This window comes from Ignavibacteriales bacterium (genome assembly GCA_016709155.1).
GTDB lineage: Bacteria > Bacteroidota > Ignavibacteria > Ignavibacteriales > Ignavibacteriaceae > JADJEI01.
Genome location: JADJEI010000001.1, coordinates 26,603 through 49,960 on the forward strand (window position 1 = coordinate 26,603; position 23,358 = coordinate 49,960).

The 23,358-nt window shown below is 34.2% G+C and carries 25 protein-coding genes, 4 tRNA genes and 1 pseudogene; 3 read left to right on the top strand and 27 right to left on the bottom strand.

Going from position 1 to position 23,358, the window contains the following annotated elements; genetic code table 11:
• Positions 1-46 precede the first annotated feature (46 nt).
• The 23 genes and pseudogenes from IPH11_00115 to IPH11_00225 all read right to left on the bottom strand — a co-directional run bounded on the left by IPH11_00115 (position 47) and on the right by IPH11_00225 (position 18,765).
• A complete protein-coding gene (locus IPH11_00115; protein MBK6912151.1) occupies positions 47-781 on the bottom strand; it encodes a T9SS type A sorting domain-containing protein in 735 nt (244 codons plus the stop codon).
• Positions 782-957: 176 nt separating this feature from the next.
• Positions 958-1,404, bottom strand: coding sequence for a hypothetical protein (locus IPH11_00120; protein MBK6912152.1), 447 nt, complete (start codon positions 1,402-1,404; stop codon positions 958-960).
• 274 nt (positions 1,405-1,678) lie between these two features.
• The gene (locus IPH11_00125; protein ID MBK6912153.1) at positions 1,679-2,236 is read right to left on the bottom strand and encodes a TonB-dependent receptor; all 558 of its coding nucleotides are present in this window, start codon (positions 2,234-2,236) and stop codon (positions 1,679-1,681) included.
• Positions 2,152-4,485 (bottom strand): TonB-dependent receptor, encoded by a 2,334-nt coding sequence (locus IPH11_00130; GenBank protein MBK6912154.1) that lies wholly within the window; start codon positions 4,483-4,485, stop codon positions 2,152-2,154. The genes IPH11_00125 and IPH11_00130 overlap by 85 nt, the downstream gene beginning before the upstream one ends.
• A 120-nt stretch (positions 4,486-4,605) precedes the next feature.
• Positions 4,606-4,956 (bottom strand): DUF190 domain-containing protein, encoded by a 351-nt coding sequence (locus IPH11_00135; protein MBK6912155.1) that lies wholly within the window; start codon positions 4,954-4,956, stop codon positions 4,606-4,608.
• 12 nt (positions 4,957-4,968) lie between these two features.
• Positions 4,969-5,337 carry a fluoride efflux transporter CrcB gene (gene crcB, locus IPH11_00140; protein MBK6912156.1) on the bottom strand — a complete coding sequence of 123 codons (369 nt, stop codon included), beginning with the start codon at positions 5,335-5,337 and terminating at the stop codon, positions 4,969-4,971.
• A gap of 5 nt (positions 5,338-5,342) precedes the next feature.
• Positions 5,343-6,317 (bottom strand): DUF4249 family protein, encoded by a 975-nt coding sequence (locus IPH11_00145; GenBank protein MBK6912157.1) that lies wholly within the window; start codon positions 6,315-6,317, stop codon positions 5,343-5,345.
• A 2-nt stretch (positions 6,318-6,319) separates the two neighbouring features.
• Positions 6,320-8,104 carry a TonB-dependent receptor plug domain-containing protein gene (locus IPH11_00150; protein MBK6912158.1) on the bottom strand — a complete coding sequence of 595 codons (1,785 nt, stop codon included), beginning with the start codon at positions 8,102-8,104 and terminating at the stop codon, positions 6,320-6,322.
• On the bottom strand, positions 8,035-8,502 hold the full coding sequence (locus IPH11_00155) for a carboxypeptidase-like regulatory domain-containing protein (GenBank protein MBK6912159.1): 468 nt from the start codon (positions 8,500-8,502) through the stop codon (positions 8,035-8,037). Before IPH11_00155 ends, IPH11_00150 begins: the two co-directional genes overlap by 70 nt.
• A gap of 131 nt (positions 8,503-8,633) precedes the next feature.
• Positions 8,634-8,810, bottom strand: a pseudogene (locus IPH11_00160) (N-6 DNA methylase).
• Between the two features lie 408 nt (positions 8,811-9,218).
• Entirely contained in the window at positions 9,219-10,445 is a 1,227-nt protein-coding gene (locus tag IPH11_00165; protein ID MBK6912160.1) for a TlpA family protein disulfide reductase, read from the bottom strand.
• A 1-nt stretch (position 10,446) separates the two neighbouring features.
• Positions 10,447-10,584 (bottom strand): hypothetical protein, encoded by a 138-nt coding sequence (locus IPH11_00170; GenBank protein ID MBK6912161.1) that lies wholly within the window; start codon positions 10,582-10,584, stop codon positions 10,447-10,449.
• Positions 10,581-11,042, bottom strand: a complete 462-nt coding sequence (locus IPH11_00175) for a DUF3368 domain-containing protein (GenBank protein ID MBK6912162.1) — start codon at positions 11,040-11,042, stop codon at positions 10,581-10,583. Before IPH11_00175 ends, IPH11_00170 begins: the two co-directional genes overlap by 4 nt.
• Positions 11,035-11,289, bottom strand: coding sequence for a UPF0175 family protein (locus IPH11_00180; protein MBK6912163.1), 255 nt, complete (start codon positions 11,287-11,289; stop codon positions 11,035-11,037). The genes IPH11_00175 and IPH11_00180 overlap by 8 nt, the downstream gene beginning before the upstream one ends.
• 241 nt (positions 11,290-11,530) lie before the next feature.
• A complete protein-coding gene (locus IPH11_00185) occupies positions 11,531-11,893 on the bottom strand; it encodes a four helix bundle protein (protein ID MBK6912164.1) in 363 nt (120 codons plus the stop codon).
• Between the two features lie 71 nt (positions 11,894-11,964).
• Positions 11,965-13,134 (bottom strand): group II intron reverse transcriptase domain-containing protein, encoded by a 1,170-nt coding sequence (locus tag IPH11_00190; GenBank protein ID MBK6912165.1) that lies wholly within the window; start codon positions 13,132-13,134, stop codon positions 11,965-11,967.
• Positions 13,127-13,363 carry a hypothetical protein gene (locus IPH11_00195; GenBank protein ID MBK6912166.1) on the bottom strand — a complete coding sequence of 79 codons (237 nt, stop codon included), beginning with the start codon at positions 13,361-13,363 and terminating at the stop codon, positions 13,127-13,129. Before IPH11_00195 ends, IPH11_00190 begins: the two co-directional genes overlap by 8 nt.
• Positions 13,364-13,636: 273 nt before the next feature.
• Positions 13,637-14,269 (bottom strand): hypothetical protein, encoded by a 633-nt coding sequence (locus tag IPH11_00200; protein ID MBK6912167.1) that lies wholly within the window; start codon positions 14,267-14,269, stop codon positions 13,637-13,639.
• A 185-nt stretch (positions 14,270-14,454) separates the two neighbouring features.
• Positions 14,455-15,996 (bottom strand): fibronectin type III domain-containing protein, encoded by a 1,542-nt coding sequence (locus IPH11_00205; GenBank protein MBK6912168.1) that lies wholly within the window; start codon positions 15,994-15,996, stop codon positions 14,455-14,457.
• Between the two features lie 90 nt (positions 15,997-16,086).
• The gene (locus IPH11_00210; protein MBK6912169.1) at positions 16,087-16,449 is read right to left on the bottom strand and encodes a hypothetical protein; all 363 of its coding nucleotides are present in this window, start codon (positions 16,447-16,449) and stop codon (positions 16,087-16,089) included.
• Between the two features lie 42 nt (positions 16,450-16,491).
• Positions 16,492-16,848: a hypothetical protein gene (locus tag IPH11_00215; protein MBK6912170.1), complete on the bottom strand. Its 357-nt coding sequence runs from the start codon at positions 16,846-16,848 to the stop codon at positions 16,492-16,494.
• A 119-nt stretch (positions 16,849-16,967) separates the two neighbouring features.
• Positions 16,968-17,420 carry a four helix bundle protein gene (locus tag IPH11_00220; protein ID MBK6912171.1) on the bottom strand — a complete coding sequence of 151 codons (453 nt, stop codon included), beginning with the start codon at positions 17,418-17,420 and terminating at the stop codon, positions 16,968-16,970.
• Between the two features lie 61 nt (positions 17,421-17,481).
• Positions 17,482-18,765, bottom strand: a complete 1,284-nt coding sequence (locus IPH11_00225) for a T9SS type A sorting domain-containing protein (GenBank protein ID MBK6912172.1) — start codon at positions 18,763-18,765, stop codon at positions 17,482-17,484.
• A gap of 491 nt (positions 18,766-19,256) precedes the next feature.
• Here IPH11_00225 and IPH11_00230 point away from each other — a divergent pair, with 491 nt between their 5' ends.
• Positions 19,257-19,943 (top strand): hypothetical protein, encoded by a 687-nt coding sequence (locus IPH11_00230; protein ID MBK6912173.1) that lies wholly within the window; start codon positions 19,257-19,259, stop codon positions 19,941-19,943.
• A gap of 44 nt (positions 19,944-19,987) precedes the next feature.
• Here IPH11_00230 and IPH11_00235 read toward each other — a convergent pair.
• From IPH11_00235 to IPH11_00250, 4 genes are all read right to left on the bottom strand, one after another.
• Positions 19,988-20,062: transfer RNA gene (locus IPH11_00235), tRNA-Glu, on the bottom strand.
• Positions 20,063-20,110: 48 nt separating this feature from the next.
• Positions 20,111-20,187 (bottom strand) — tRNA-His (locus IPH11_00240).
• A gap of 113 nt (positions 20,188-20,300) precedes the next feature.
• A tRNA-Arg gene (locus tag IPH11_00245) sits at positions 20,301-20,374 on the bottom strand.
• Between the two features lie 174 nt (positions 20,375-20,548).
• Positions 20,549-20,622, bottom strand: a tRNA-Pro gene (locus IPH11_00250).
• 271 nt (positions 20,623-20,893) lie between these two features.
• Between IPH11_00250 and IPH11_00255 the strand changes: the two genes are divergently transcribed.
• Both IPH11_00255 and IPH11_00260 read left to right on the top strand, forming a co-directional pair.
• Positions 20,894-22,114, top strand: a complete 1,221-nt coding sequence (locus tag IPH11_00255; GenBank protein MBK6912174.1) for an ABC transporter permease — start codon at positions 20,894-20,896, stop codon at positions 22,112-22,114.
• Positions 22,114-23,343, top strand: coding sequence for an ABC transporter permease (locus tag IPH11_00260; protein MBK6912175.1), 1,230 nt, complete (start codon positions 22,114-22,116; stop codon positions 23,341-23,343). Before IPH11_00255 ends, IPH11_00260 begins: the two co-directional genes overlap by 1 nt.
• Positions 23,344-23,358: the final 15 nt, after the last annotated feature.

Below are 23,358 nucleotides of genomic sequence, written 5' to 3' on the forward strand. Positions count from 1 at the left end.
TTGCAGTGCCCTTTCGTCGAAGGAGAGAGCTGAGAGAGAGAAAATCTTACTTTAATAGAGTCATTTTCTTTGAAATAATTATTCCATCAGCTTCAATTTTGTAAATGTAAAGACCACTTGCAATTTGTGAAGCGTCAAAATTTATATCATAACTGCCTGCATTCTTAAATTCATTTAAGAGTACTGCAACTTCCTGCCCTAAAATATTTGTTACTGAAAGTTTCACATTTCCAGAATTTGGAATTGCAAATCTAATTGTAGTTGAAGGATTAAAAGGATTAGGAAAATTTTGTTCAAGTCTAAAGTCACTTACCAATCCTGATCCTGATTCCTCAACTGCAGTTACATAACTACCGGGATTAAAGTTCGACCATTCAAAAGTCCAATCGGTGGGACCAAATGCACCGACAAAGGTTGCGGTTACATCAAAGAATCCATCGTTAGGAGGGGTGGCGGCACCACTCAACAACGGTGATCCAACTTCAGGAAGGAAATTGGGATTTGTAAGGTTAAAAGGATCATTTAATTGCAGATCAGAATTATTCGCATAAGTTCTTCCGTCTGCATTGCTAAACCAGGAGTGAATATCAAATGATTGATTTGCTGCGCTGACTGTATCAAGATCAACAGTGTTCCAACCACTTATAACTGAATTATCAAGCCACATATCATTGTTAATTGCAGCCTCGATTGTATATTGTCCATCTAACCTAACCCCGGTTGGCCACCCGGCGATAAGGGTATTTGATATTTTATTTTGTGATGAGCGTCTTAAGTGCATTCCTCTTTGATAATTGGCATTAGCAACAGAAGAAGTCTCTTCTAATGGACCAAAAATAGAAACATTCCACCAGGTGGGGGAAGTTCGTGGTTCATTTAGTGAACCGCTTCCGTCATTATCTGATTCGAATCCATTTGAACCGGATTGATCAGCAATATCAGGATCACGTAAACTAACTAAGAATTGAAGTTTTCCTCGATAACCAAAGTCAGTATCAAAATCATCATCCCATCCTCTGTAAGCAATCCAATATTTGCAATTAACTGTACCGCCAAAAATTCATAAGAATCATCACCACTGTAAGAAACCTGTATGTGATCAATCAGTGTTCCATTTCCAACGCCGCCAAAAGTTAGACCGTTAATTTCATTGTTCAATGTAAACGCTATTCCCGGATATTCGATTCTAACATAGTGCATTTCGCCGCTGTTATCAGCATCATTAGTTCCACCGTAAGTATCACCGGGACCTTCAATCAAAGCAGTTCCGCCAGGTACATTTATTTTAGCGTTGCCAAGAAGAATTATTCCCCCCCAATCTCCGTAGTTGGGTGTTGTGGAAGAACCAAGTTTAGCGAACTCACTTGTAAAAATGATTGGTTTACTTTCTGTACCCATCGCCATAATTTTTGCACCTGGTTTTACAATAAGCGAACCTTGAGTTGAATTCTCACCGTAGATTAGAGTTCCTGCTTCAATGGTGAGTACCGCAGGTGCCTGAACTCTTACAAATCCTCTCAGTAAGTAAGAGTTATTTGCTGTAAGTGTTGTGTTTGAAGTTATGTCGCCTTCAAGAATAACATCTTGAGCTTGAACAAAATTTGAAAGAAAGAGAACAGAAACAAACGTACAATAGGAGTTTTTTCATTTTTTTTCCTTTTTGTGAATGAATTATTTATTATAACTGATAACCAAATCCGAGTGATATATTTCTACCGACTCTTCTTAATTCAGCAACCTGATCTCCGCTTGCTGTCTGCTGAATGAACTTACGATCTTGATTTAATAAATCTTTTACAGATAATTTTATGCTGAATTTTTCAAATACTTTTTGTGAGAAGTTAATGTCAATTAAGTCAACCGGTTTTTCAATGATATCTCCAAGATCAGCCGTACCTACCTTTGCGATTCGCTGCCCGACTTTGTTATAAACTAAAGAAGACGAAAAACCCGATTCATAATTGTCGTAGTATAGTCCGAGATTGAAAATATAATCTGCTTGACCCTGTAAAGCTCTATCGGATTTTTGGAATCCAACATTATTGTTCTCATCAATCACGATTGAAGATGAAATTAAACTTAGATTACCTACAAAAGAGAAATGATCGAAAGTTGAAGTGATAAATGCTAATGATTTTCTAACCTCAAACTCTACCCCATAATTTTTAGCTCCGCTAACATTTGCGAATGAACGAATCGGTTCATTACTTGAAGATGCAAGTAGTATTTCTTCAATCGGATTTTGAAATTTTTATAGAATAAACTAACTGCAGCTAATTCGCCGGCTGAGGGGTAAAGTTCAAACCGTAAATCATAATTGTTTATTAAGCTTCTTTGTAAATCCGGATTGCCTTGAACCAATTCATTGGATATGAAATCGAAGTAACTGAATGGCGCAAGTTCTCTAAATTCTGGTCTTGAGAGAGTTGTACTGAAAGCAAAACGTAAGTTGATATCGTTAGTTAATCCGTATGTTAAATTTAAACTCGGCAGCCAATCACGATAGAAATTTGAAACATTGATCAGAGTTCCGGTTTGTGATTCTGAATTGAGTATTTGGTTTGAATATTCCAATCTAACTCCGGAGGCAATTCTAATTTTTTCAAATACATTAGCATCAAACATTAAATAACCTGCTGCTAATTTCTGATTTGAATCATAACTGTCCGATGGCTTGGTAATTTCCGTAACTTCGATAAAAGTAGAATTTATATTTTCAGGCGCAAATATTTGATCAACAGATTGTTGAAGCACACTATCTTCGAATTGAAAATTTCCACCGGGAATATTTCTGAACCCAAAAGATCTTGCCTCAAAATTTCTATCTTTTCTGTCGTACAGCAAACCAAATTTAAAGGAAGGGGCTTCAGAAAATTCAAATGGTTTGATAGTAAAATTTGTTGCAAAGGATAAATCCTGATCATCTAAATTTCCGTAGTATCTTGTCGCAAGCGATTGGTCCAATTGAAACCTAAGAGGATCGGTTGGATTTTCAATTGATCTTGCATAAACATACCTTCTTGCATCGGGCTCATTACGAGTTGAGCGGGAATAATTTACAGCCCAGTCAATATTAGTGCTTCGGAAGAAATCGAATTGATGTTCACCGATAAGTTGATTTGATAGTAATGATCTTGAGACATATCTGAGTGATGTAATTTCCCTGTACTGATCAGCGTATCTGTAATCACCGGTATAAATTGTTGTTTCATCATCTGCATTTTGGTTAAATACATTTTTCAAACTGATTTTGTTTGTAGCAGCAAATTTGTAACTGAGATTAAGCATACCGCCAAGCATTATATTCTGGTTGAACGAATTGCCTTTGAAATTGTAACGCGGTCCGCTGAAATCATAAAAATTTCTTTCTTTCTCTTCATTTGAAAGTGAGGAGGAATAGTTAAATGAAGCTACATAGCCAAGTATATTTTCCCCAAGCTCATATTTGTCTCCGACAGAAAGTTTTATATTTCCATTTAAAGGAGCTGTTGAATTTGTAGTATTCCAATTATTTTTAAAGGCAGTGGTAATGCTATTGAGTTCATCCGAAGTGAAATTTCCTTTTACCACTTTTGAATCATTGATAATCGAGGGGTAGTCTCTTGTTCCATCATCAATTCCGTAGAAATCGGTTTTACCTCCGCTGTAACCGGTGTAATTCTTAAAGGAGGTGAGCGTATTAAATCCTGTTGAAGCACTAACATTCAAAGTAAAATTCGAAGGAAATTCGATTGTATTGATTTGAATAAGTCCGCCGCTAAAATCACCGGGCTTATCAGGCGAAAAAGTTTTTGCAGTTATTAAATTCTCGATAAGATTGGCAGGGAAAATATCATAAGAAAAACTTTTCTTTTCGGGATCTGTGCTCGGCAGACTTGCCCCATTTAATAAAGTATTATTGTATCTATCACTCACTCCGCGAACAAAAGCATATTTGCCATCAGTGATTGTAACACCGGACATTCTCTTAAGAACATCTGTCCCGTCCGTGCTATTATTTTTGCTTATCAATTCAGAACTGACTCCGTCAACAATGTTTGAGGAATTTTTTTGAATTTTCAGCACTGATGTTTCAGTAGTCTTTAATGCTTCGGCAGTGACTACAACTTCCTCAAGTTCTGTAGAAGCTGGATCTAATGAGATATTTATTTTTGTGTCTTCACCTGGTTTAACTTCGACACTTTCTACAGTTACTGTTTGATATGAGATGTATGAAATTTTTAGTGTGTACTTCCCCGTCGGAACAAACTTGATACTAAATTGCCCATCAATGTCGCTTGAAGCTCCATAATTTGTTCCGATGATGAGCACGTTTGCACCAATTAACTCTTCGTTGTTTGAATTGTCAATTATTTTTCCACTAATTGATCCGCTCGATTGAGCAAATGAATTAGGGCTCATTACTAACAAGAGTATTAAGCACATTAGTGAAGGTGTTATTAATTCTTTCAATTTTAATCTGAAAGTTGTTGAACTATAAAACATTGTTTCTCTCCGTTGAATTATTTTTATTCCGACGGGCGAAACTTAGGAATGCAGTATTATGAGAATGTTAAGTGAGTATTAACTTAATGTTAACAAATATGAGTGAGGAAGATGAAGATGTTACTTTTTTGCAGCAGAATATTTTATTACTTCGGCTTTTTCAATTGTAATTAAGCCGCCGCAATTTGCTTCTTCAAAAATGGAATCAACCCTTGGTAGAAATAGTTCAATTTTTTCTTGTTCATCAACAATCTCTATTATCATTGGAAGGTCTTCCGAAAGACGGAGAATTTTTGCTGTGTGAATTCGACTGTTCCCGCCAAAACCCATAACACCTTTGAAGGCTGTTGCACCGGCTAATCCAGATTTTTTAGCTTCGAGCACTATTGTTTCATAAACAGGAATTGAACCATGCTTATCACTTTCACCGACAAATATTCTAAGCAGTTTTGCATCACGATTGATTTTCATATCTATCCCAAATTAATTTGAAATTATATTAGCCAAAATAATTCCTGCTAAACAAAGAAAGACATTTAATACAATATTTAACGAGGCAAGCAGGTATTGAGATTCTTTGAGTAAATTAAAAGTCTCGAACGTAAATGTAGAAAACGTAGTAAATCCTCCGCATAACCCAATGGTTAAAAATAATTTTAATTGCGGTGAAATTAATTCTTTTGCATCCAGTCCAAACATGATAAATCCTAATAGTAAACTTCCAAAAAAATTTACCGACAAAGTTCCGTAAGCAAAATTAGCCGGCAAAAAATTATAAACGAAGTTCGACATCCAATAGCGAAGTGCTCCCCCTATCGCCGCTCCTGCTGATACAATTAGATAATTAATCATTTTTTTTATGGTGAATATAATACATAGCCGAAACTTTCTAAGTAGTTAACATCAAAAGAAATTTTCAAACTCTTTTTATAGAACGAACCAAACACACCATAACCATTTTCAATATTTGAATAATCGAGTTGGTCTAATAATACAGTGTACCCGTCTGTAAATGATTGGCTTGTTAAAATGTATGGTGCGAGATTCCTATCAAGTAGATATAACTCGAATAATGATGAGTCAATTTTGTAGCTTAATTTTGAGGTATCATCCCCCGATATTTCGTTCATTGCTTGATTCAAAACTGAAATATCAAATGTAATCTGATTTTGCTCTGTGACTATTGGATAAAATGGAAGTACTTCTCCATCTATAGAATTAAAATAATATAGCGGTACTAATTTTTCTTTTTTTATATCATTACCATTTTCTTCTTTGTAATAAATTATTATTAAAGACGGAAGGAATAGAGCATTATTGTTTTCAGGATTTGTTATCTCCCAAAATAAAGTTTGACCTTCAGTGTTGTGTCCAATCGAATAATCAGTCACAACATCTTCAGGGAAAAATGTTAAGTTGCCTGCCTTTGGTGTTGTAGTTGATGATTTTAAAATTGTTCCATCACTAAGAGCTGCTTCTATACTTAAAGTTTTATTTGGTTCAGGCTGCAATGAATTTGTATAATAGATAAAAGACTCACTCCCGTCGGCATTCAACACAATTGTATCCCTAAGCAAATAATTATTTCCATTATAAAAAATATTTATTACTGCATCTCTAACTGTTAAATCTTTTTCGTTCACTGAAGGGTCATATCCTTCCACATCAAAAGTTTTTGAGATCGAGGCAAACTGATAAGTTGTATCTCCGTTTATTATACAATTTAAAACATACTGCTGCTTAAACTCAGACTTCAGATTAAAGTCTTCACTGCAGGAAATTAAAAATGAAAGAAGAGTTAGTAATAATATTTTTTGCAGATATAACTTCATGTTCATATTTCAATTTTGATAGTTGCAGTAACCAAAAACGGAAGCATGTTAATTCTTTTCCCTGTTGTTAAATCAAAGTAAAATAAATTTTTTCTATCATAAACATTTACAAAACTAATATCTGTGGAGACATCAAAATTCCAAAGCTGTAATTTTTTAGAAATGTTAAAATCAAGACGATGGTAATCAGGCAGACGCGCGGTGTTTCTATCGTCAAATATTGTAATTGGGATGTAATTAAAAATCCTTGCGCCAAGATTTTCAACATAGAGTTTATTGTAATAGCCAAGCACTTGCGTGAATGGAAATCCCGATGAATAATTCCATGTTATTCCTGCGGAGAAATCATCACCGAAATTATAATTAAAACTTAGATTAACTGTGTGTCTCGAATCGTATCGAGGATGATATCGTACTCCATTCAATTCCTTAAAAGCCCAGGCTAATGTGTAACCGAGTGAAGCTGTCCAATTTTTAGTGGATAAGTCCGTGCTGAATTCCATTCCATAAGCCTCCCCCTTGCCGGCGATCAAATCAGGGTCACTTTCAAAATACTTTTTGTCATTTAGCGAAGCGAAATTGCTGATCAATTTATAATAACCTTCTAAAGAAAAAGACAACATCTCATCCGGTGTAAATTTTAGACCGGCAATGTAATGAGCGGCTCGTTCAGGATTCAAATATTTTGGAATAATTATCCACGGAGAGAAAATGCTTATCACTTCATTCTCATCAGAAATAGTTGTGAGTTCCTGCTGATAGACTCCGATTGATGCACTTATATTAATTCCCTGAATTAATTTATAGGAAAGATTCAGCCGCGGCTCAAATGATATTTGTCCCGGAGTTCCGACAGCAAGTCTTGTAAAATTAATTCTCGAACCTAAGTCAGCACCGAAGTTATCGAACTGCATTAATTTAAATTTACCAAAAATGCTAACGTTAGTACCTTCAGCATCAATCAAAGCTAAAGCGCCTTTGGAATTTTCGAGAGCTAAATTTGTTTTGATATTTATAAATTTCATACCGATTGAAAACTCATCACGGTTATTAAATTTATAGGTTAGATTACCCCCTGCTGTATAATCAGTCAAATTATTTTTATTGCTTTTTGCTGAAGAGAATTTGGGAATTACTTCACTCGTAAAGTCGCTTTGATAAATAAAAAATTCATAAAAAATCGGGCTATCAGTAACCAATTGAAAATAATTAAACCCGAATATTTTATTCGTCCACTTGAAATCCTCTTTCAACGGATCGCTGTTCGTAAGATTATCTCCGCTGATAAAACCGTGCAGCATAAATTTAGCATCCTGCATTACATCTGAATTAGAGTAATTAATTTTAAAAGATAAATCATAAAAATCTATTGGGATATCATCGTTATTCAAAAACTTTTTGAGCACTTCTGTTGAATAACTTTTTCTTCCAGTAACAATAAATGAACCATCCGGGATTGGACCTTCGAGAAGTAATTTGCCGCTTAAAAAACTTGCACTTGCATTTCCATGATATTCTTGTTTATTTCCGTCCTTCGAAATGATACGAAGTAAAGAAGAAATGCCGCCGTTAAATTCAAGAGGGAAACCGCCTTTATAGAACTCTGCAACATTTATTACGTCGGGATCTATCGCACTGAAAAGACCTAAAGCATGGAAAGGACTGTAAACAGGGGCATCATTCAACAAAATTAACTTCTGATCGCTCGACCCACCCCTTACATAATATGGCGCCGAAACATCTCCGGTAAAACTAACCCCTGGCAAGTGCTGCAAAGATCTAAACAAATCATTCTCCACACTTTGTGGAATTTTTCTAAATCACGCAGAAATATTTTTTCTAAACTTATATCACTCGTATTAAGCTTATATTTTTCACCGATCTTTTCAACTGATTGGAGCTGGATAACCGAAGGTGATAATTGAATATCAACAGCAGTAATTTGATTCTCATATACATTGACCGTAATATTTTTTGAATCATATCCGATGTAAGAAATTTTAATTGAATATTTTTTATATGCCGGTAAAGAAGGAATGAAAAAATAACCTCTATCATTGGTCGAAGTTCCAATATTTAATTCTTCAATAAAAATATTGCAATATGAAAGTACTTCATTTGTCGTAGAGTCCTCAACGAATCCTCTGATAGAACCTGTTCGCTGAGAATAAATGGGTTCCGCCACCGACATCGTCAGTACAAATGCAATTACAAATTTTATTAAACAAAGGCTGCGAGTTATCAATGGCGTATTCAAAAAATATTTTGGAGGATATTTTGTTTAAACTTGCTGTTTTTTTATTACAAGCTAAACAATAGAAAGATAAAAGTAAACACAAAGAAACCACCGCTACCACAAGCTGGATCAGCAATTGTTTTCTTTGGCTCTGGTCTTATACATTCTACCATTGCTTTTATTAAAGAGCGTGGAGTAAAATATTGTCCCGCTCCTGATTTTGTATCTTCAGCAGTTTTGGTTAGCTTTTGTAACATTAGTTACTCCTAAAATTAAAGTGTTAGAAAATTAATAGAAATGTCACAAAATTTTTCGTCAGATTCAGAGGCACTCCGTTCCGCGGAGTTTATCCCGATGAATATCGGGGCTACATCCGTCCTCTGAGTCAATCCTTTTCCCTCTACTATTTACCTCTCTCACTATTTTGGGTAGCAATTTAAATTCCTAAATTCTTAATATTTAATTACAAACGATCTTTCCTCATCCATCAACCTATCAATTCATTCAAAAGTCTGCAGCCTCATAATTAACAATCAAGTTGATTACTATTGATAACCATTGCGGGAAAAATAAAGATAGTTCAATTTGATTCAAAGGAATGGTGATGAATTATTTCTAAATGCGAAGGCGAATGTTATGTAGGAGGTAAGTATGGCAAGTAGTTATTATCTATTCTCTGATTGCTCTTTTAACTCCTCCACCGTCTTTGGCATTCCTATTAGTTTCAGATTCTTATCAACCAGAAACATTGTTGGTGTTGCATAAATAAAATAATCCAATGCAGCTTTGCCTCCCCATCCTTTAAGATCTGAAACATTTTTCCAAGCCAGATTATTGGTCTTAACAAATTTTAGCCAATCTGTTTTTGATGTGTCAATTGATATTGCCAAAACTTCTAATTTCTTTTCAGTTTGACTTTTATAAAATTCATTTATCCGCGGGAGTAATGTTTGACAATGCGGACACCAGCTTGCATAAAAAATAATTAAAATCTTTTCTGAATTTATTTTATTCAAATCAATTAGCGAACCGGATGAATCAGGAATGCTAATATTTGGAACGATACTTCCAACCTTTAAATTTCTTGATTGCTGAATTCTTCTTTCTAATGCTGTTTCAAGTTTTTCATCCAGACACAATTCATCTTTAATTACATAATTCTCAACGATGTAGTTTATAACATTATCGAACCCAAATTTCTTGAAGCCATCAAGCAAATATTCAACTAAATGAGTATATACTGCTTCATTAACTTTTGCTTTATTTAGAATCGAATCAATAGCTGCTTCAAATTCTTTTTCAAGCAAGCCCATTGGAAGTTGTGGATTTCTGTAATACGTGAGGTATTCAATTGACTTATTTGTAAAAGCATCCGAGTAAATCAATCCATCATCATAAAAGTTCACGTTACCCAAAGCGTGAGTTTTTAAATATGTTAATTGCTTCTCAAAAGGAATTTCAGGATCAATTACCGGCAGTTGAGCAGACCTAACATATCTTGCAATGAAGGAATTTGGATTTACTTGTGCGGTTATGTTTATAAAATTCAGATAATCTTCCTGAACCTGTATTAGTTTTTCATTTGTGGTTTGATAATACTCATCCTCATTTGGATAGCGGGAAAGCATCAACTGAAGTAGTTCTGCTTTAGTTTTATAGTCTTTATTTAGTTTAACAAATTCATAATAAATTTTATTGGATTCTGATTTGAGAACTTTAAGACTGTCTAAAATATGATTAGCATCAGTTTCTAATTCAACATCTTCACTATCATAAATAAAATCTACCCATTTGTTATTACCAAAAGATAAGCGATAAAAGCCGGGGTGATATTTTTTATTCTCTAATGAAAGCCGAAATATTCCATTCTCTTTTGCTGTGACTGAATCCACCTCATTGATTTTCTCCCCCTTGCAGCGACTGGAGTTTTGCGGAAGTTAAACCCATATTAGTGATTGTAACTTGAAGAGTTTGAGCATGGTTGGTGGCTGTTACCAGGTAAAAAATAAAAATAAAAAGGCTTACTTTCATTTTAATTTAAAGTTAAATCTAAATCCCTCTTTTCGTAAGTCATCTAGAGTTTTTTCAAAGTTCTTGATCAATCCTTTTGATTTTGCTTTTTGCAAAATAGCCAGTGTACCAACAAAAGTAAGAGATAACTCTTCAGCAGTTTGTCTCGCTTTTAAATCGTCGAGGATAATTAAATCAGCATTTTTCTCAATTGCCAAAGTTATTGCTTCCGATTCACCTGCGCCTAAATTAATCTGTAATGCCTTTACCGCAAGTCTGTTCATCACATTCTCAACTTTAATCCATTTTGCATTTTTAATTTCTTCGGCACCTGTTCTTCCTATTCCTTGAACAACCACTTCGATATATACTGCTTTGGGAATGACAATATATTTGAACAAAGTATGTAAAATTTCTAACTCTCCGATTTTACTTAGAGCAATTAAACAAGAAGAATCGGCGATAACAACCTTATACATTTGATAATTTTTCCAGGTCCGTATTGAAATCCTTTTTTGAGTAATGAATAGAAACACCCAGATGTTTATTCATCTCAAAGAATTCCCATTGACTCATGCCGCCTACTTCGCATGCTTTGCTTAATGATATTTTATTATGTTCGTACAAAAAAACAGCTACCATTTTTTTTACTTCATCACTGAGCGAACCCGGGTTTAATCCTGCTTGAGATACAACCGATGCAGGAAGTTCGAAATTTATCCTCATACTATTCATGTCTTACTCCTAATTTCATTACATATAATATTGGCATTTTTATTTTGCAAATTAACAAAAATATTTTCAATTATTCTACGCTTTGCATAATGAGAGTGTATTGCAATCTTGTTCAATAATCAAGTTGACTCGATTATGATTTTTTTTTCTCTCCTCCATATAAAACTTGAGCCAAACCTCCGATGGCATTGCCATCGGAGGTTTAATAAAAAAATTCGCACACTGCGCATTGTCACCCTGAGCTTGTCGAAGGGTTTTTTTGTGCTTTTTGCCAGCCTGTAAGCTGCTTTGATACATTTTCTATATATACGTTTACAAATACCAATTGTTTTACGTTTATTTGATGAAGGTCTTTTAATAACCTAATATATAATCTTATTACTTCTATATTTTCTCTTGCTTTAGTTAAATGAATTGTTTTGTCTTGAGTGCAATTTGCACGATAAACATTTGTAACCACTTCAATAGCTTCCTTTTTTATACTTTCACCAATTGTGTACTTGTATTCTTTATTAAAATTTTTTACAAAGCTAAATATTACTAAAACCAAATCGTAAGTGGCTTTATAAATTGGTAACTCTTCTGTTAATGCCATATCGTAACATCCAAACCTTTTTACCAAACTTCTGATGGCAGTGCCATCGGAGGTTTTTTTGAATTACTAAATTAACGCAATATTATTTTATCCAAAGATTCTGGAACTTTAAAAAATTTTAAGAATGAATTATTTATAGGTTTTAAAATAATCTTCTTTCTTAATTTATATGTATTGTAGTGCTTCATCAAGCCAAGATACGAATTGATATTTGCCCGACATTCTATTTTTTGATCTTCTGATAATCCGTCTTTCGCGATTTTTATTTTACCGTTCCAATCCGAAATTTTTCTATAAAAATTTGTTTTGCATCTTTTACCGATATAAATGCGATAGGGTTTGATACATGCACCGAGAAATTGAACTCCCTTAAAATAATGTTGCAGGTAAAATTTCTTCGGATGCAAAGTAAGTGCTAATCTTTTCTTCAAATAATTCCTAATTCTTTCTCTGCATTCGAGCAAGTAGTGTTTATCTTGATGAACAAGCACACAGTCATCAACATATCTTCCATAATATTTTATTTTCAACTCATCTTTTACAAAATGGTCAAACTCATTTAAGTAAATGTTACCAAATAATTGAGAGGTTAGATTTCCAATTGGGAATCCTTTATTATCTTCAGCACAAAAAAGACTTTTACTTTCTGGTAATCCTTTCCAGTCAGACTTTTTACCTCTAATATTACAATTAATAGTAGGATCATTAAATATTATTTTTTGTAGAAGATACTTAAGAAGATTAGTATCGCAATTTAAGTTATCGCGCTTTTGTCTTAATACGTCCGTTATTTTTTGATAAAGTATTTCTCTATCCATTTTCATAAAATAACCCTCAATATCAAGCTTCATTATGTAACAATCTTTAGCATAATTGTTAGAGCACTGACTTATGAACCTTCTGATTCTCTTTATACCATAATGCGTACCCCTATTCTTTCTGCAGCTATAACTATCGTTTATAAAGGTTTTATCGAAGATTGGATTTATATAATTAAAAACAAGATGGTGAACTATTCTGTCCCTGAAATCAGCAGCAAAAATCTCTCTTTGAACTGGATCAAAATTGATAAAACATATACTTCTGGCTATTTTATAATTTCTTTCATCTATCTCCTCATATAGTCTAAAAAGATTACTTTCATAATTAAGCTCAAATGACAAAGCATTAATAGTATTTCTTTTATTTCTACGCGCATCAAAATATGCGGTAAATAAATCCTCTAACAAATTATTAAGCATAATATATTGAACAGCAGTAATTTATATTTGAATCCTTAAGGCAACGAACACTAAAACCGTTTTCCTTGTTATCGTTGTTGAGGTTGATATTACTATCATTATAGTTCAGGTTCAGGTTGTTAGCGTTATTTGTATTGTTCTCCGTAGAACTCCAAAAGTTAGTGTTGTTACCTAAATTGTTGAAGTTGCCATTGTTGTTTCGGTTGCCCGCCAACAACGCGGAAAGCATAAACAATCACTTTATTTATTAAAGTGTAAAACCACTATAACTTAAAATTGCCTCAACATGTCGGGGCGGATTGTGGGATTAAAAAAGGTTCTCTTACTTTTGCCTTAGCTAAAAGTAACTCTCACCATTATTTTTTTACTGCTGTTCAAACTCCTTTTTTATTTTTAATACTTTTTTATCCAAACCTCAGAGGTTTAGTGGCATTGCCATCGGAGGTTTTTTTTAGTAAAATCGAACCCCGCTTACGCGGGGTAAGCAAAATAGACAAATAGTTTAATCCTTAAGGCAACGAACACTAAAACCGTATGCCTTGCCATCGTCGTAGAGGCCGATATTACTACCAATATAGTACAGGGACAGGTAGTAAGCGTAACCTGTATCGTACTCCGTAGAACTCCAAAAGTCAGTGTAGTAACCTAAATCGTAGAAGAAGCCATTGAAGAAACGGTAACCCGCCAACAACGCGGAAAAGCCGCTAGTGTTTGTTCCTGCGCCCTCACCTGTTCCTTGTCCAATTGCCTTAAGTGAATTTCCATCATAATTAACTGTTGTTACAAGAGTTTGAAACTCTGCTAATGTTGGTAAGTGCCAACCTGATGGGCAGATCCCTTTAGTACCTTCAGTTGTTACATATTGCATTGCTTCATTCCACTGGTATAAACCGCCGTAAGTTGTACAATTTGCAGGGTCATTATCATAGCAATATTTTTCAATTACTCCGTTGTCAGTTGCGTTTTGGATTCCGTCTATTCTCGTGCCTACATCAAGATTTTCTCTTAACCAACACTGTTCACCTATCAGAACTGTGTTGTAGGTTTTACCCTCATAAGTAACCGTTCCTGGACAAGGTTCTCCACCCCCACCTCCGCTTTCGGTTGTAAAGTTCCAAACAGGACCATTTGTCATATTACCTTGATTATCTTTTGCAAATATCTGCCAGTAATAAGTTGAATTATTATCTAACGCAGAAGCATTGTAACTTTGCGTCGCTTGTGCGGAAGATACTTTAACATCAGGAGGATTTGTTTTACTTAACCAAACATCGTATGTCAGGGGATCACCATCAGGGTCACTGCATTCCCAACTAAGTGTCAGGGAAGTTGATTTGTTTCATTGTTGGCTGGTATTGGATTACTTGGTTGTGCTGGCGACGAATTGTTTAATTTTTCTATTAAGATATCATCTACCTTAGTAACAGATATATTACTTTCAGTACCGATTGAAAAATAAGTTGGTGAATTATCAGTCATACCAAAATCATCTGCTATTAAAATATCATCCAGATAAATATCAAATAATTTGTTTTGAAGATTAAATACTATATCAACTTTAAACCATTGATTGGTTGAAAATTCACCAATTTTTTCCCCTGAGCCTACATTCGCATCTATTGTGATTATATCATTACTACTAAAACCAATTCCACCACCTCCGAATAAAACACCTATTGCACTATGATAAGCATAGTCGGAAAAAAAGTTTATTTGAAAACTAGGCAATAGATTATCTACTGAGGAAATCTTAATCATAGTAGAACTTCTAATGGTGCTCTGTTCTAATAGATTTCCAAAACTTCTAGAAATATACCAATTGCCTGCCCCACCTGATAATGCATAAATGCCTTGATACGGTGAGTTTGAAGATATCTGAACGGTGCCATAACTTTCCCAATTTCCATAATTGAATCCCCCTGATTCAAATCCCTCGTTGAAAGGTAATACATCAGAATTTGTGGTGGTAAATTTCCAAACTGGACCATTTGTAATATTACCTTGATCATCTTTTGCGAATATCTGCCAATAATAATTTGAATTATAATTTAATCCTGAAGCGTTATAACTTTTTTCTGTCTGTAAAGAAGATACTTTAACATTAGGGGGATTAGATGTGCTCAACCAAACATCATAACTTATGGGGTCACCATCTGGATCTGAGCAATCCCAACTTAAAGTTGGAGAAGTAGATTGATACGTTGCATTATTTATTGGATTCGGGTTACTAGGTTCATTTGGTGCTTGATTATTGGTACCGCTACTTGTAGAAAAATTCCAAATATCACCGGTGGTCGAATTACCCTTGTTATCTTTAACAATTATTTGCCAATAATAAGTGGAATTCTGATTTAGTAAACCAGGGTCATAACTTAACGAAGCATTATCACTTTTTACTAATGGTGGTGTAGATGAAGTCCCTAAATAAATATCATAAGTTAATTGATCGTTCTCCGGATCAGTACAAGTCCAAGTTAAATCAGAGTTAGTGAATTGATTTGTCGCACCGTTAGTTGGTGCAGGATTCGTAGGTTTATTTGGCGGGAAATTTACCTGTAATTCGTAACTGTCTATAATAGAATTATTATTATCATCCAATGTACTATTGGTTAATTGAGATATTTTTTTTGCATACTCATAATTATCAAAGGAGTAAATATGGGTTGCATCACTATTCAGGATGTAGTTGCCAAAATTTGGCCCATTTGCTATAACCCATTTTACTTTAACGAAATATTCTTTCTGGGTATTAACTTGATAATCAAAATTAAAAATGTATGGATCTCCACTAAACCACGGTTCTCTTTGATCTGAGTTTTGAGTAGGAGCAGTGCATAGTTGGTCCAGTTGATAACTTAGCAACGCGTCTGGCGGGTATTTACTATATAACTTTCCACCTAATTGAGATGATGTATTTCCTGTCCTTTCAAAGGCAAGTAATTTTACTTCCTGCTAGTAGAGAACCAATAATCGTTTTTTTTCCATCAACTCAACTCTTAATACCATCCAGGGTGGAAGATTACCGACCAAAAATGTTGCTTGGTCTATTGCTTGTTTCGCGTTAAAAATTCCAAATGGCCAAGACCAAACTAGAGTTGGTATTCCTATTAACCCAACATTTTGATTATTATTAAAGCCATCAATTAATATATTTGCACTTATTTTACCTGAATTTTGATACATAGTTACTGAAGCCTGTGTGCCATCATCATCAACAAGAAAATTTGAAAAATGAATCGTTTCTAGAATGCCAAGTTTATTATTAGTATCAACTGATTTAAGAGGTAAATTTTCAAGAATATTTTCATCAGGCACATAATAAGAGGCTTTCAGATCAGATGTGCTTTGTACGTTTTTCTAAGGAATACCAATCGTAACTGGCTTATTAAATGTTAAGCCATCAGGTTCAAATCTAATGATAATTGAAGTTGTATCAGATAGATATTGGATACTAGATGGAGCTAAAGAAATTGTGATGTTAGTGTTTGAAGATAAAGCACCCTCGGGAATATCAACATAAGCCCCCTTAATTGGAGAGTTTGCATCAGTAATAATTATCAAGGCACCAGTCGTTCCAACTATTCCGGAACCTTCGTAGGTTGGTCTTTCAGCGGGTGGCGTAACAGGATTTTCATCATCCTTTTTACAACTTTGTATAAATAGAAGAGTAAGTATAAAAAGAATTGATACGAAACTTGTAAATAACTTTTTCATAAATCTCCTTAATTATGATCATTGATAATTTATGAATAAATATTAGGAAGTGAAAGCTATTTGGAAAAATACTTTTTTTTTGCTTGAGTAAATTTGAAATTGAGACTGTCTTACAACTTTTATTCGGCTGTAATGAAGTATCGTTTGTAAAAAAGGGGTTCTAACAAACCTCGGAGGTTTAATGTAGAAATTAACACACTGCACAATGTCACCCTGAGCTTGTCGAAGGGTTTTTTTTGTGATTTTTGCCAGCCTGTAAGCTGCTTGGATACGTTTTCAATATATCCATTTACAAAGACTAATTGCTTTACGCTTATTTGATGAAGATCTTTTAATAAACGTACATATAAGCGTATTACTTCTATGTGTTTTCTTGCTTTAGTTAAGTGCATTGTTTTATCCTGGCTGCAGTTTGCACGGTAAACATTTGTAACAGCGTTAATAGCTTTCTTTTTTATACTCTCCCCTATTTTGTACTTGTATTCTTTACTAAAGTTTTTTACAAAGCCAAATAATACTAAAACCAAATTGTAAGTTGCTTTGTATATTGGGAACTCTTCTGTTAAGGCCATATTGTATTGCTCAAACTTTAAACTCTTTCAAACCTCCGAGGTTTGAGAGAAGACAACTAGCCTAATCCTTCACGCAACGAACACTAGAACCGTGAACTTTGGAATCGTAAGCCAGACTAGCAGAACTAATATCATAGTATAAGTACAGGCCATAAGCCTTAGTAGCATTGAACTCCGTAGAACTCCATAAGCCAGTGATGTACCCTAAATTGTCGAAGAAACCAAGGCTGAACCGGTAGCCCGCCAACAGCGCGGAAAAACCGCTAGTGTTTGTTCCAGCACCGTCACCTGTTCCTTGTCCAATTTCTTTCAGTGCATTTCCATTAAAATATCCGCCTACTTCAGTCATTAACTTTTGAAAGTCTGCTACTGTTGGAAAATGCCAACGTGGGGGACAAATCCCTTTAGTACCTTCAGTTGTTACATATTGCATCGCTTCATCCCATTGGTATAAACCACCGTAAGTAAAACAATTTGCAGGGTCATTATCATAGCAATATTTTTCAATTACTCCGTTGTCAGTTGCATTTTGGCTTCCGCCAATAGTTGTTCCTACATCAAGGTTTTTTCTCAGCCAACATTGGTCACCTATCTGCACAGTATAATATGTTTTGCCTTCGTAAGTAACTGTTGGGGTTCCTGGACAAAATCTATCGATGATTAAATTTCCTAACTCAAGTGTATCCCCACTTATGTTAGGAAGATCCATAAAGGTTTTTCTGCCGAAAATCAAGCTTGTTGCTACGAGACTATCTAAATTTGTATCAAGATATGTATGGCTTGCCATGCCTTTGGTATTGTCAGGTTTATTTAATTGGGTACTGATTGTACTTCCACCTGTTATCAGATGCTGGCTTCCATAAATCAGCATCATTTTTTTTGTAACCGAGTATTTTTCATCAATAGTTATTCTGGCAAAGTATAAACCATTTGGTAATCCATTCAATTCTAAATCTATAAAATTTGTACCTGCACTAAATGACCTTTCTATCACATCTGCAACAGCTTGACCGAGTAGATTGAATACTTCGATCTTAACATTATCTCTGCCAGGTATAGTAATCCCTATTCTTGTAGTGGGGTTAAATGGATTGGGAAAATTATTTGAAACCGCATATCCTGTTGGAAGCTGATTATCTTCGACATTAGAAACGTTATCAAAAGTAAATGATCCGTCAGAGAGGGAAACTGCATTATAAACATTTTGAGCAGCATAAAGTTGAAGTTGTACTTCAGCAAGCCCCTCACCATTTTCATCAACCAATTTGCCAGTAACGGATTGGGCTATAATTATTATCGGTATTAACAATACAATAAAGAACGAAGAGTAAAATAAGTTTTTCATAAATCTCCTTAATTATGATCATTGATAATTTATGAATAAATACTAGGAAGTGAAAGCTATTTGGAAAAATACTTTTTTTTTGCTTGAGTAAATTTGAAATTGAGACTGTCTTACAACTTTTATTCGGCTGTAATAAAGTATCGTTTGTTAAAAAGGTGTTCTAACAAACCTACGATAGCAGTGCCATCGGAAGATTAAGAGATTGACTCTGTTCAAAAATTAATACTAAAATACATTTATCAACCGCGGCAAAATTCTATGTTTAAAGAGTATTTATTAATAGATGTAGTTTCTTGTATCCAGGTTAAATTATTCATAACACTATCTGTAATTCATTCAAATTTCTTAGCTATAGCTTTTCACATACGCTCCTATTTCACTCCTATTATACACCTAATTCACTCTAATTAGTTATTTTTATTTAGAAAGATGTACTCGGTTTTATACACGATTGAAATAAAACATATTTATTCACTTTGAAGAAAATTATTTTGGTAAAAGTTAAACCCGGTATTTTTGGTCCGATAAGCGGAACAGTAGGCGAATTTGTCTATAGAGTAAGAAATGGAGATCAAGTAAAATATAAGAGACCTGTAAATCAAAAAATCAGCAATTCACCCGAAGCAGTAACAGCAAGATCAAGGTTCGCGATGAATATAAATTTCTCCAGATTCGTCAATTCATTCCCGGCATTAAAGTTCATCTGGAAACGCGCTAAAATAAAAGCCAGCAACCACTATCAGAAAATTATTAAGTGTAATTCAGAGTTCACTAAAAAGTGTGGTATCTCTGTCAGGAATATTATAACTCCCGCTGGGGTTCCATTCATAGTTGAAGATGTTTCAATAAAAGGAGATGAGCTAAGCTTTACAATTCCGGTTAATTCATCGAAGCTAAATGATTTGGTAAGTGATCTGACAATTGTACAGCTTATATTATACTTTTATGAACCCCGAGAAGAAGATGCAGCTATTTATCAATTAAATTCGGTAGTTACCCGACTGCCTGATAAATCTGCGACCAGAATTTATAAGATACAATTGCAAATAGAGGAAAAAATAAAAAACAACTTTCAATACTATCAAAAAGTCATTCTGTACTTTGCATTATATAATTCAACTCCAAATCCTAAAAAAATTTATTGGAGTTCAACCTTTGCGCACGAATTAAGGAATTGAATAAATAAAAAAGCCCTCGAACATTAAAGTTCAAGGGCTGATTGTGGTGACCCCAAGGGGATTTGAACCCCTGTTACAGCCGTGAAAGGGCTATGTCCTAACCACTAGACGATGGGGCCAAGAATGAATAAAATTTTTAATTCTGAATTTTTCATTTTTAATTGTTATGGGGTGAGCGATGGGAGTTGAACCCACGACCCCCAGGGCCACAACCTGGTGCTCTAACCAACTGAGCTACGCTCACCATAAAAAAGAACATTTTTTATGCCCGATTATATTCTCCCTAGGAGATAGCTTAGCCAAAACCATAAGCCCTCAGCTTAGAAGGCTGATACTTTTTCCATCGGACAAATCTTGTACGCCCGAGTGGATTCGAACCACTAACCCTCAGCTTAGAAGGCTGATGCTCTATCCGATTGAGCTACGGGCGCTCTTTAAACGGGCTTATATTATCAGGGCGGCAGGATTTGAACCTGCGACCTTCCCGATCCTATCGGGACGCGATTTCATTTTCTCAAATTTATTTTGTCGGGGCGGCAGGATTTGAACCTGCGGCCTTCCCGATCTTATCGGTACGCGATTTCATTTTCTCAAATTCATTTTTGTCGGGGCGGCAGGATTTGAACCTGCGACATCCTGCTCCCAAAGCAGGCGCGATACCGGGCTACGCTACGCCCCGAATCTTAATATCAATCGTTAATAAATACTGAAAAAACTATTGTTTAGATTTTAAGGATTATTAATCTTATATCAAATTTGGATTACAAATATAAATCCCTAAGCTTAAATATACAATTTTAACAGAATTAATTATTTTAAGACTGCTTATCCGCAAAAATAATTTTTATCAGTGACACACACGTTTCAAACATCACTAATTTACCCATTAATTCTTATTTCAAATAAATCGGCTACTTGATTAAATTGCTTCTAAAAATAACCAACTTTTAATGTACCTAACATTATTCCTTTCATTCAGATTTTTAGAATCGCGGAAAAATTCTAACTTCATTAGTTTAATTTCTACTATTACAATAGGCGGCATTAGTTTGGGTGTTGCTGCGTTAATTATAACCGTAAGCATTTTATCGGGATTTGAGAATACACTTTCACAAAAGCTTATCAATTTTGACTCTCATATCAAATTAGTTTCTTATGCGGATATTCTTCCCGACTATCTAAACGAACAGACAAAAGTAGAAAAGTTAATTGGTAATTCAATAAATCAAATTGTTCCTTACGCTTCTAAATTGTCTATCATTTCTTCCGGGAAAATTAAGGAAGGTGTAAATATTAAAGGCGTTCCATCAGCAAGTTTAAGTAATTATCTAAAAAATAATTCGATAATCGGCAGTATTGAACTTACAAAGTCCACCACCCCTCCAATCGTGCTTGGCAAAAAATTAGCGAATAAATTATTAGTTAAGCCCGGTGATCAGATTACAATATTTTCGCTTAAAGATGATAGGCTTCCATCTCAGGAAAACCTGCCAACTATTAAAAGATTCAAAGTGATTGGATTATTTGAAAGTGGTATGTCTGAGTTTGATGATCTTTTTGCTTATGTGAATCTTGAAGATGCTCAATCTCTTTTTAGCATTGGTAATAATATTACAGGCTATGATATTACCTTAGCAAATCCTTCTGCAATAGACAGCATCACTAAGGTGTTAGCGAATAACCTAAAATATCCTTATTCAGTTCACTCCATTTATGAAATTCATAAAAATATTTTTACCTGGATTGGATTGCAAAAACAATTGATCCCCGTAGTACTTTTTCTTATCACTTTTGTTGCGATATTTAACATAGTAGGCACTTTACTTTTAGTAATTATTGAGAAGACAAATGAGATTGGAATATTAAAAACTCTTGGTTCAAAAAATAAATCAATCGTATCCATTTTTATGTACTACGGTCTATTCATTTCTGTTATAGGAATTTTTATAGGAAATTTTTTAGCCTTAACATTCATTTTACTCCAGAAGGAATTTAATATTATTTCTCTCCCCTCCTCTGTATATTTTGTTAATAGTGTTCCTGTCGATATTTCAATTTTAAATTTCGTTTCAGTTTCTGCGCTTGCATTACTATTATGTCTGATCGCATCTATACTGCCAAGTTATATCGCATCCAGAATCAGTCCACTCACATCACTTAGATTCAGCTAATGAACATCGAGTATTTTATAGCAAAAAGATATTTGGTATCAAAACATAAGTTAAACTTTATCTCTATAATTTCTCTGCTTTCTATTTTCGGAATTACGATTGGAGTAGCAGCATTAGTAATTGTGCTCTCAGTCTTCAATGGATTTGAAGGGCTCGTTCAATCCTTCCTTATGAAATTTGATCCTCACTTGAGATTAGAAATAATTTCTGAAAATGTTGGAAACAACGAGTTAAGAAATGTAGAAGAATTTCTTAAGAAGCCCGAAATTAAATCCTTCAGTCCTTATATCAGCGGAAAAATACTTTGCTATCGAGCAGGAAAATATCAAATAGCAAACCTAAAAGGAATCGAGTCAGATAAAATCAATTCAGTTTATGAAATTGGCAGCAGCATTCTTTTTGGAAAAGCGAATCTAAATAATTCTCAATTACCAAAAATAGTTTTAGGTATCAATCTTGCTGATAAACTTCAAGTGATCACCGGTGATACGATTACCTTAGTCTCACCGGCAAATATAGAGAATTCCATATTAAACTATTCCGCTCCAAAAATGTTAAATGTGATTGTGATCGGTATATACAGTTCTAATAATAATGAGTATGATCAGACATTTTTATTTACGGACATCTCAACCACTCAAAATTTATTCGGATATGCCAATCGCATTCAGGGATATGATATTAAACTAAATGATCCTGCTAATGCCTATCAGATTAAATCTGAATTGCAAAGTCAAATTAATTCTTCAAAATTTTTAATAAACACTTGGTACGATTTTCATAAAGAGTTGTATAATGTTATGCAAATTGAGAGATGGTCTGCTTACATAATTCTATCGCTCATTATTGCAGTCTCAACTTTTAATATGCTCGGGTCATTATCGATGTCTGTTATAGAGAAAAAAAGAGAAATCGGAGTGTTGTTCTCGTTAGGTCTGGAGGAAAAATCTATCCTCCGCATTTTTATGTATGAAGGAATTTTGATTGGCATAATCGGAACCATAGTCGGTCTTTTAATCGGTTACTTTGTTTGTTGGCTGCAATTAAATTATAACATTTATCCACTAGATCCAACACAGTATAAAATCAATTCTCTCCCAATAGAAATTAAAATTAGTGATTTCTTTTTTATAGTTGGAGCTTCATTTAGCTTAACATTTCTCGCATCCTTAATTCCGGCAAGAAAGGCTTCAAAACTTAATCCAATAGATTCAATCAAATGGGAATAAAATTTATTTTTAATT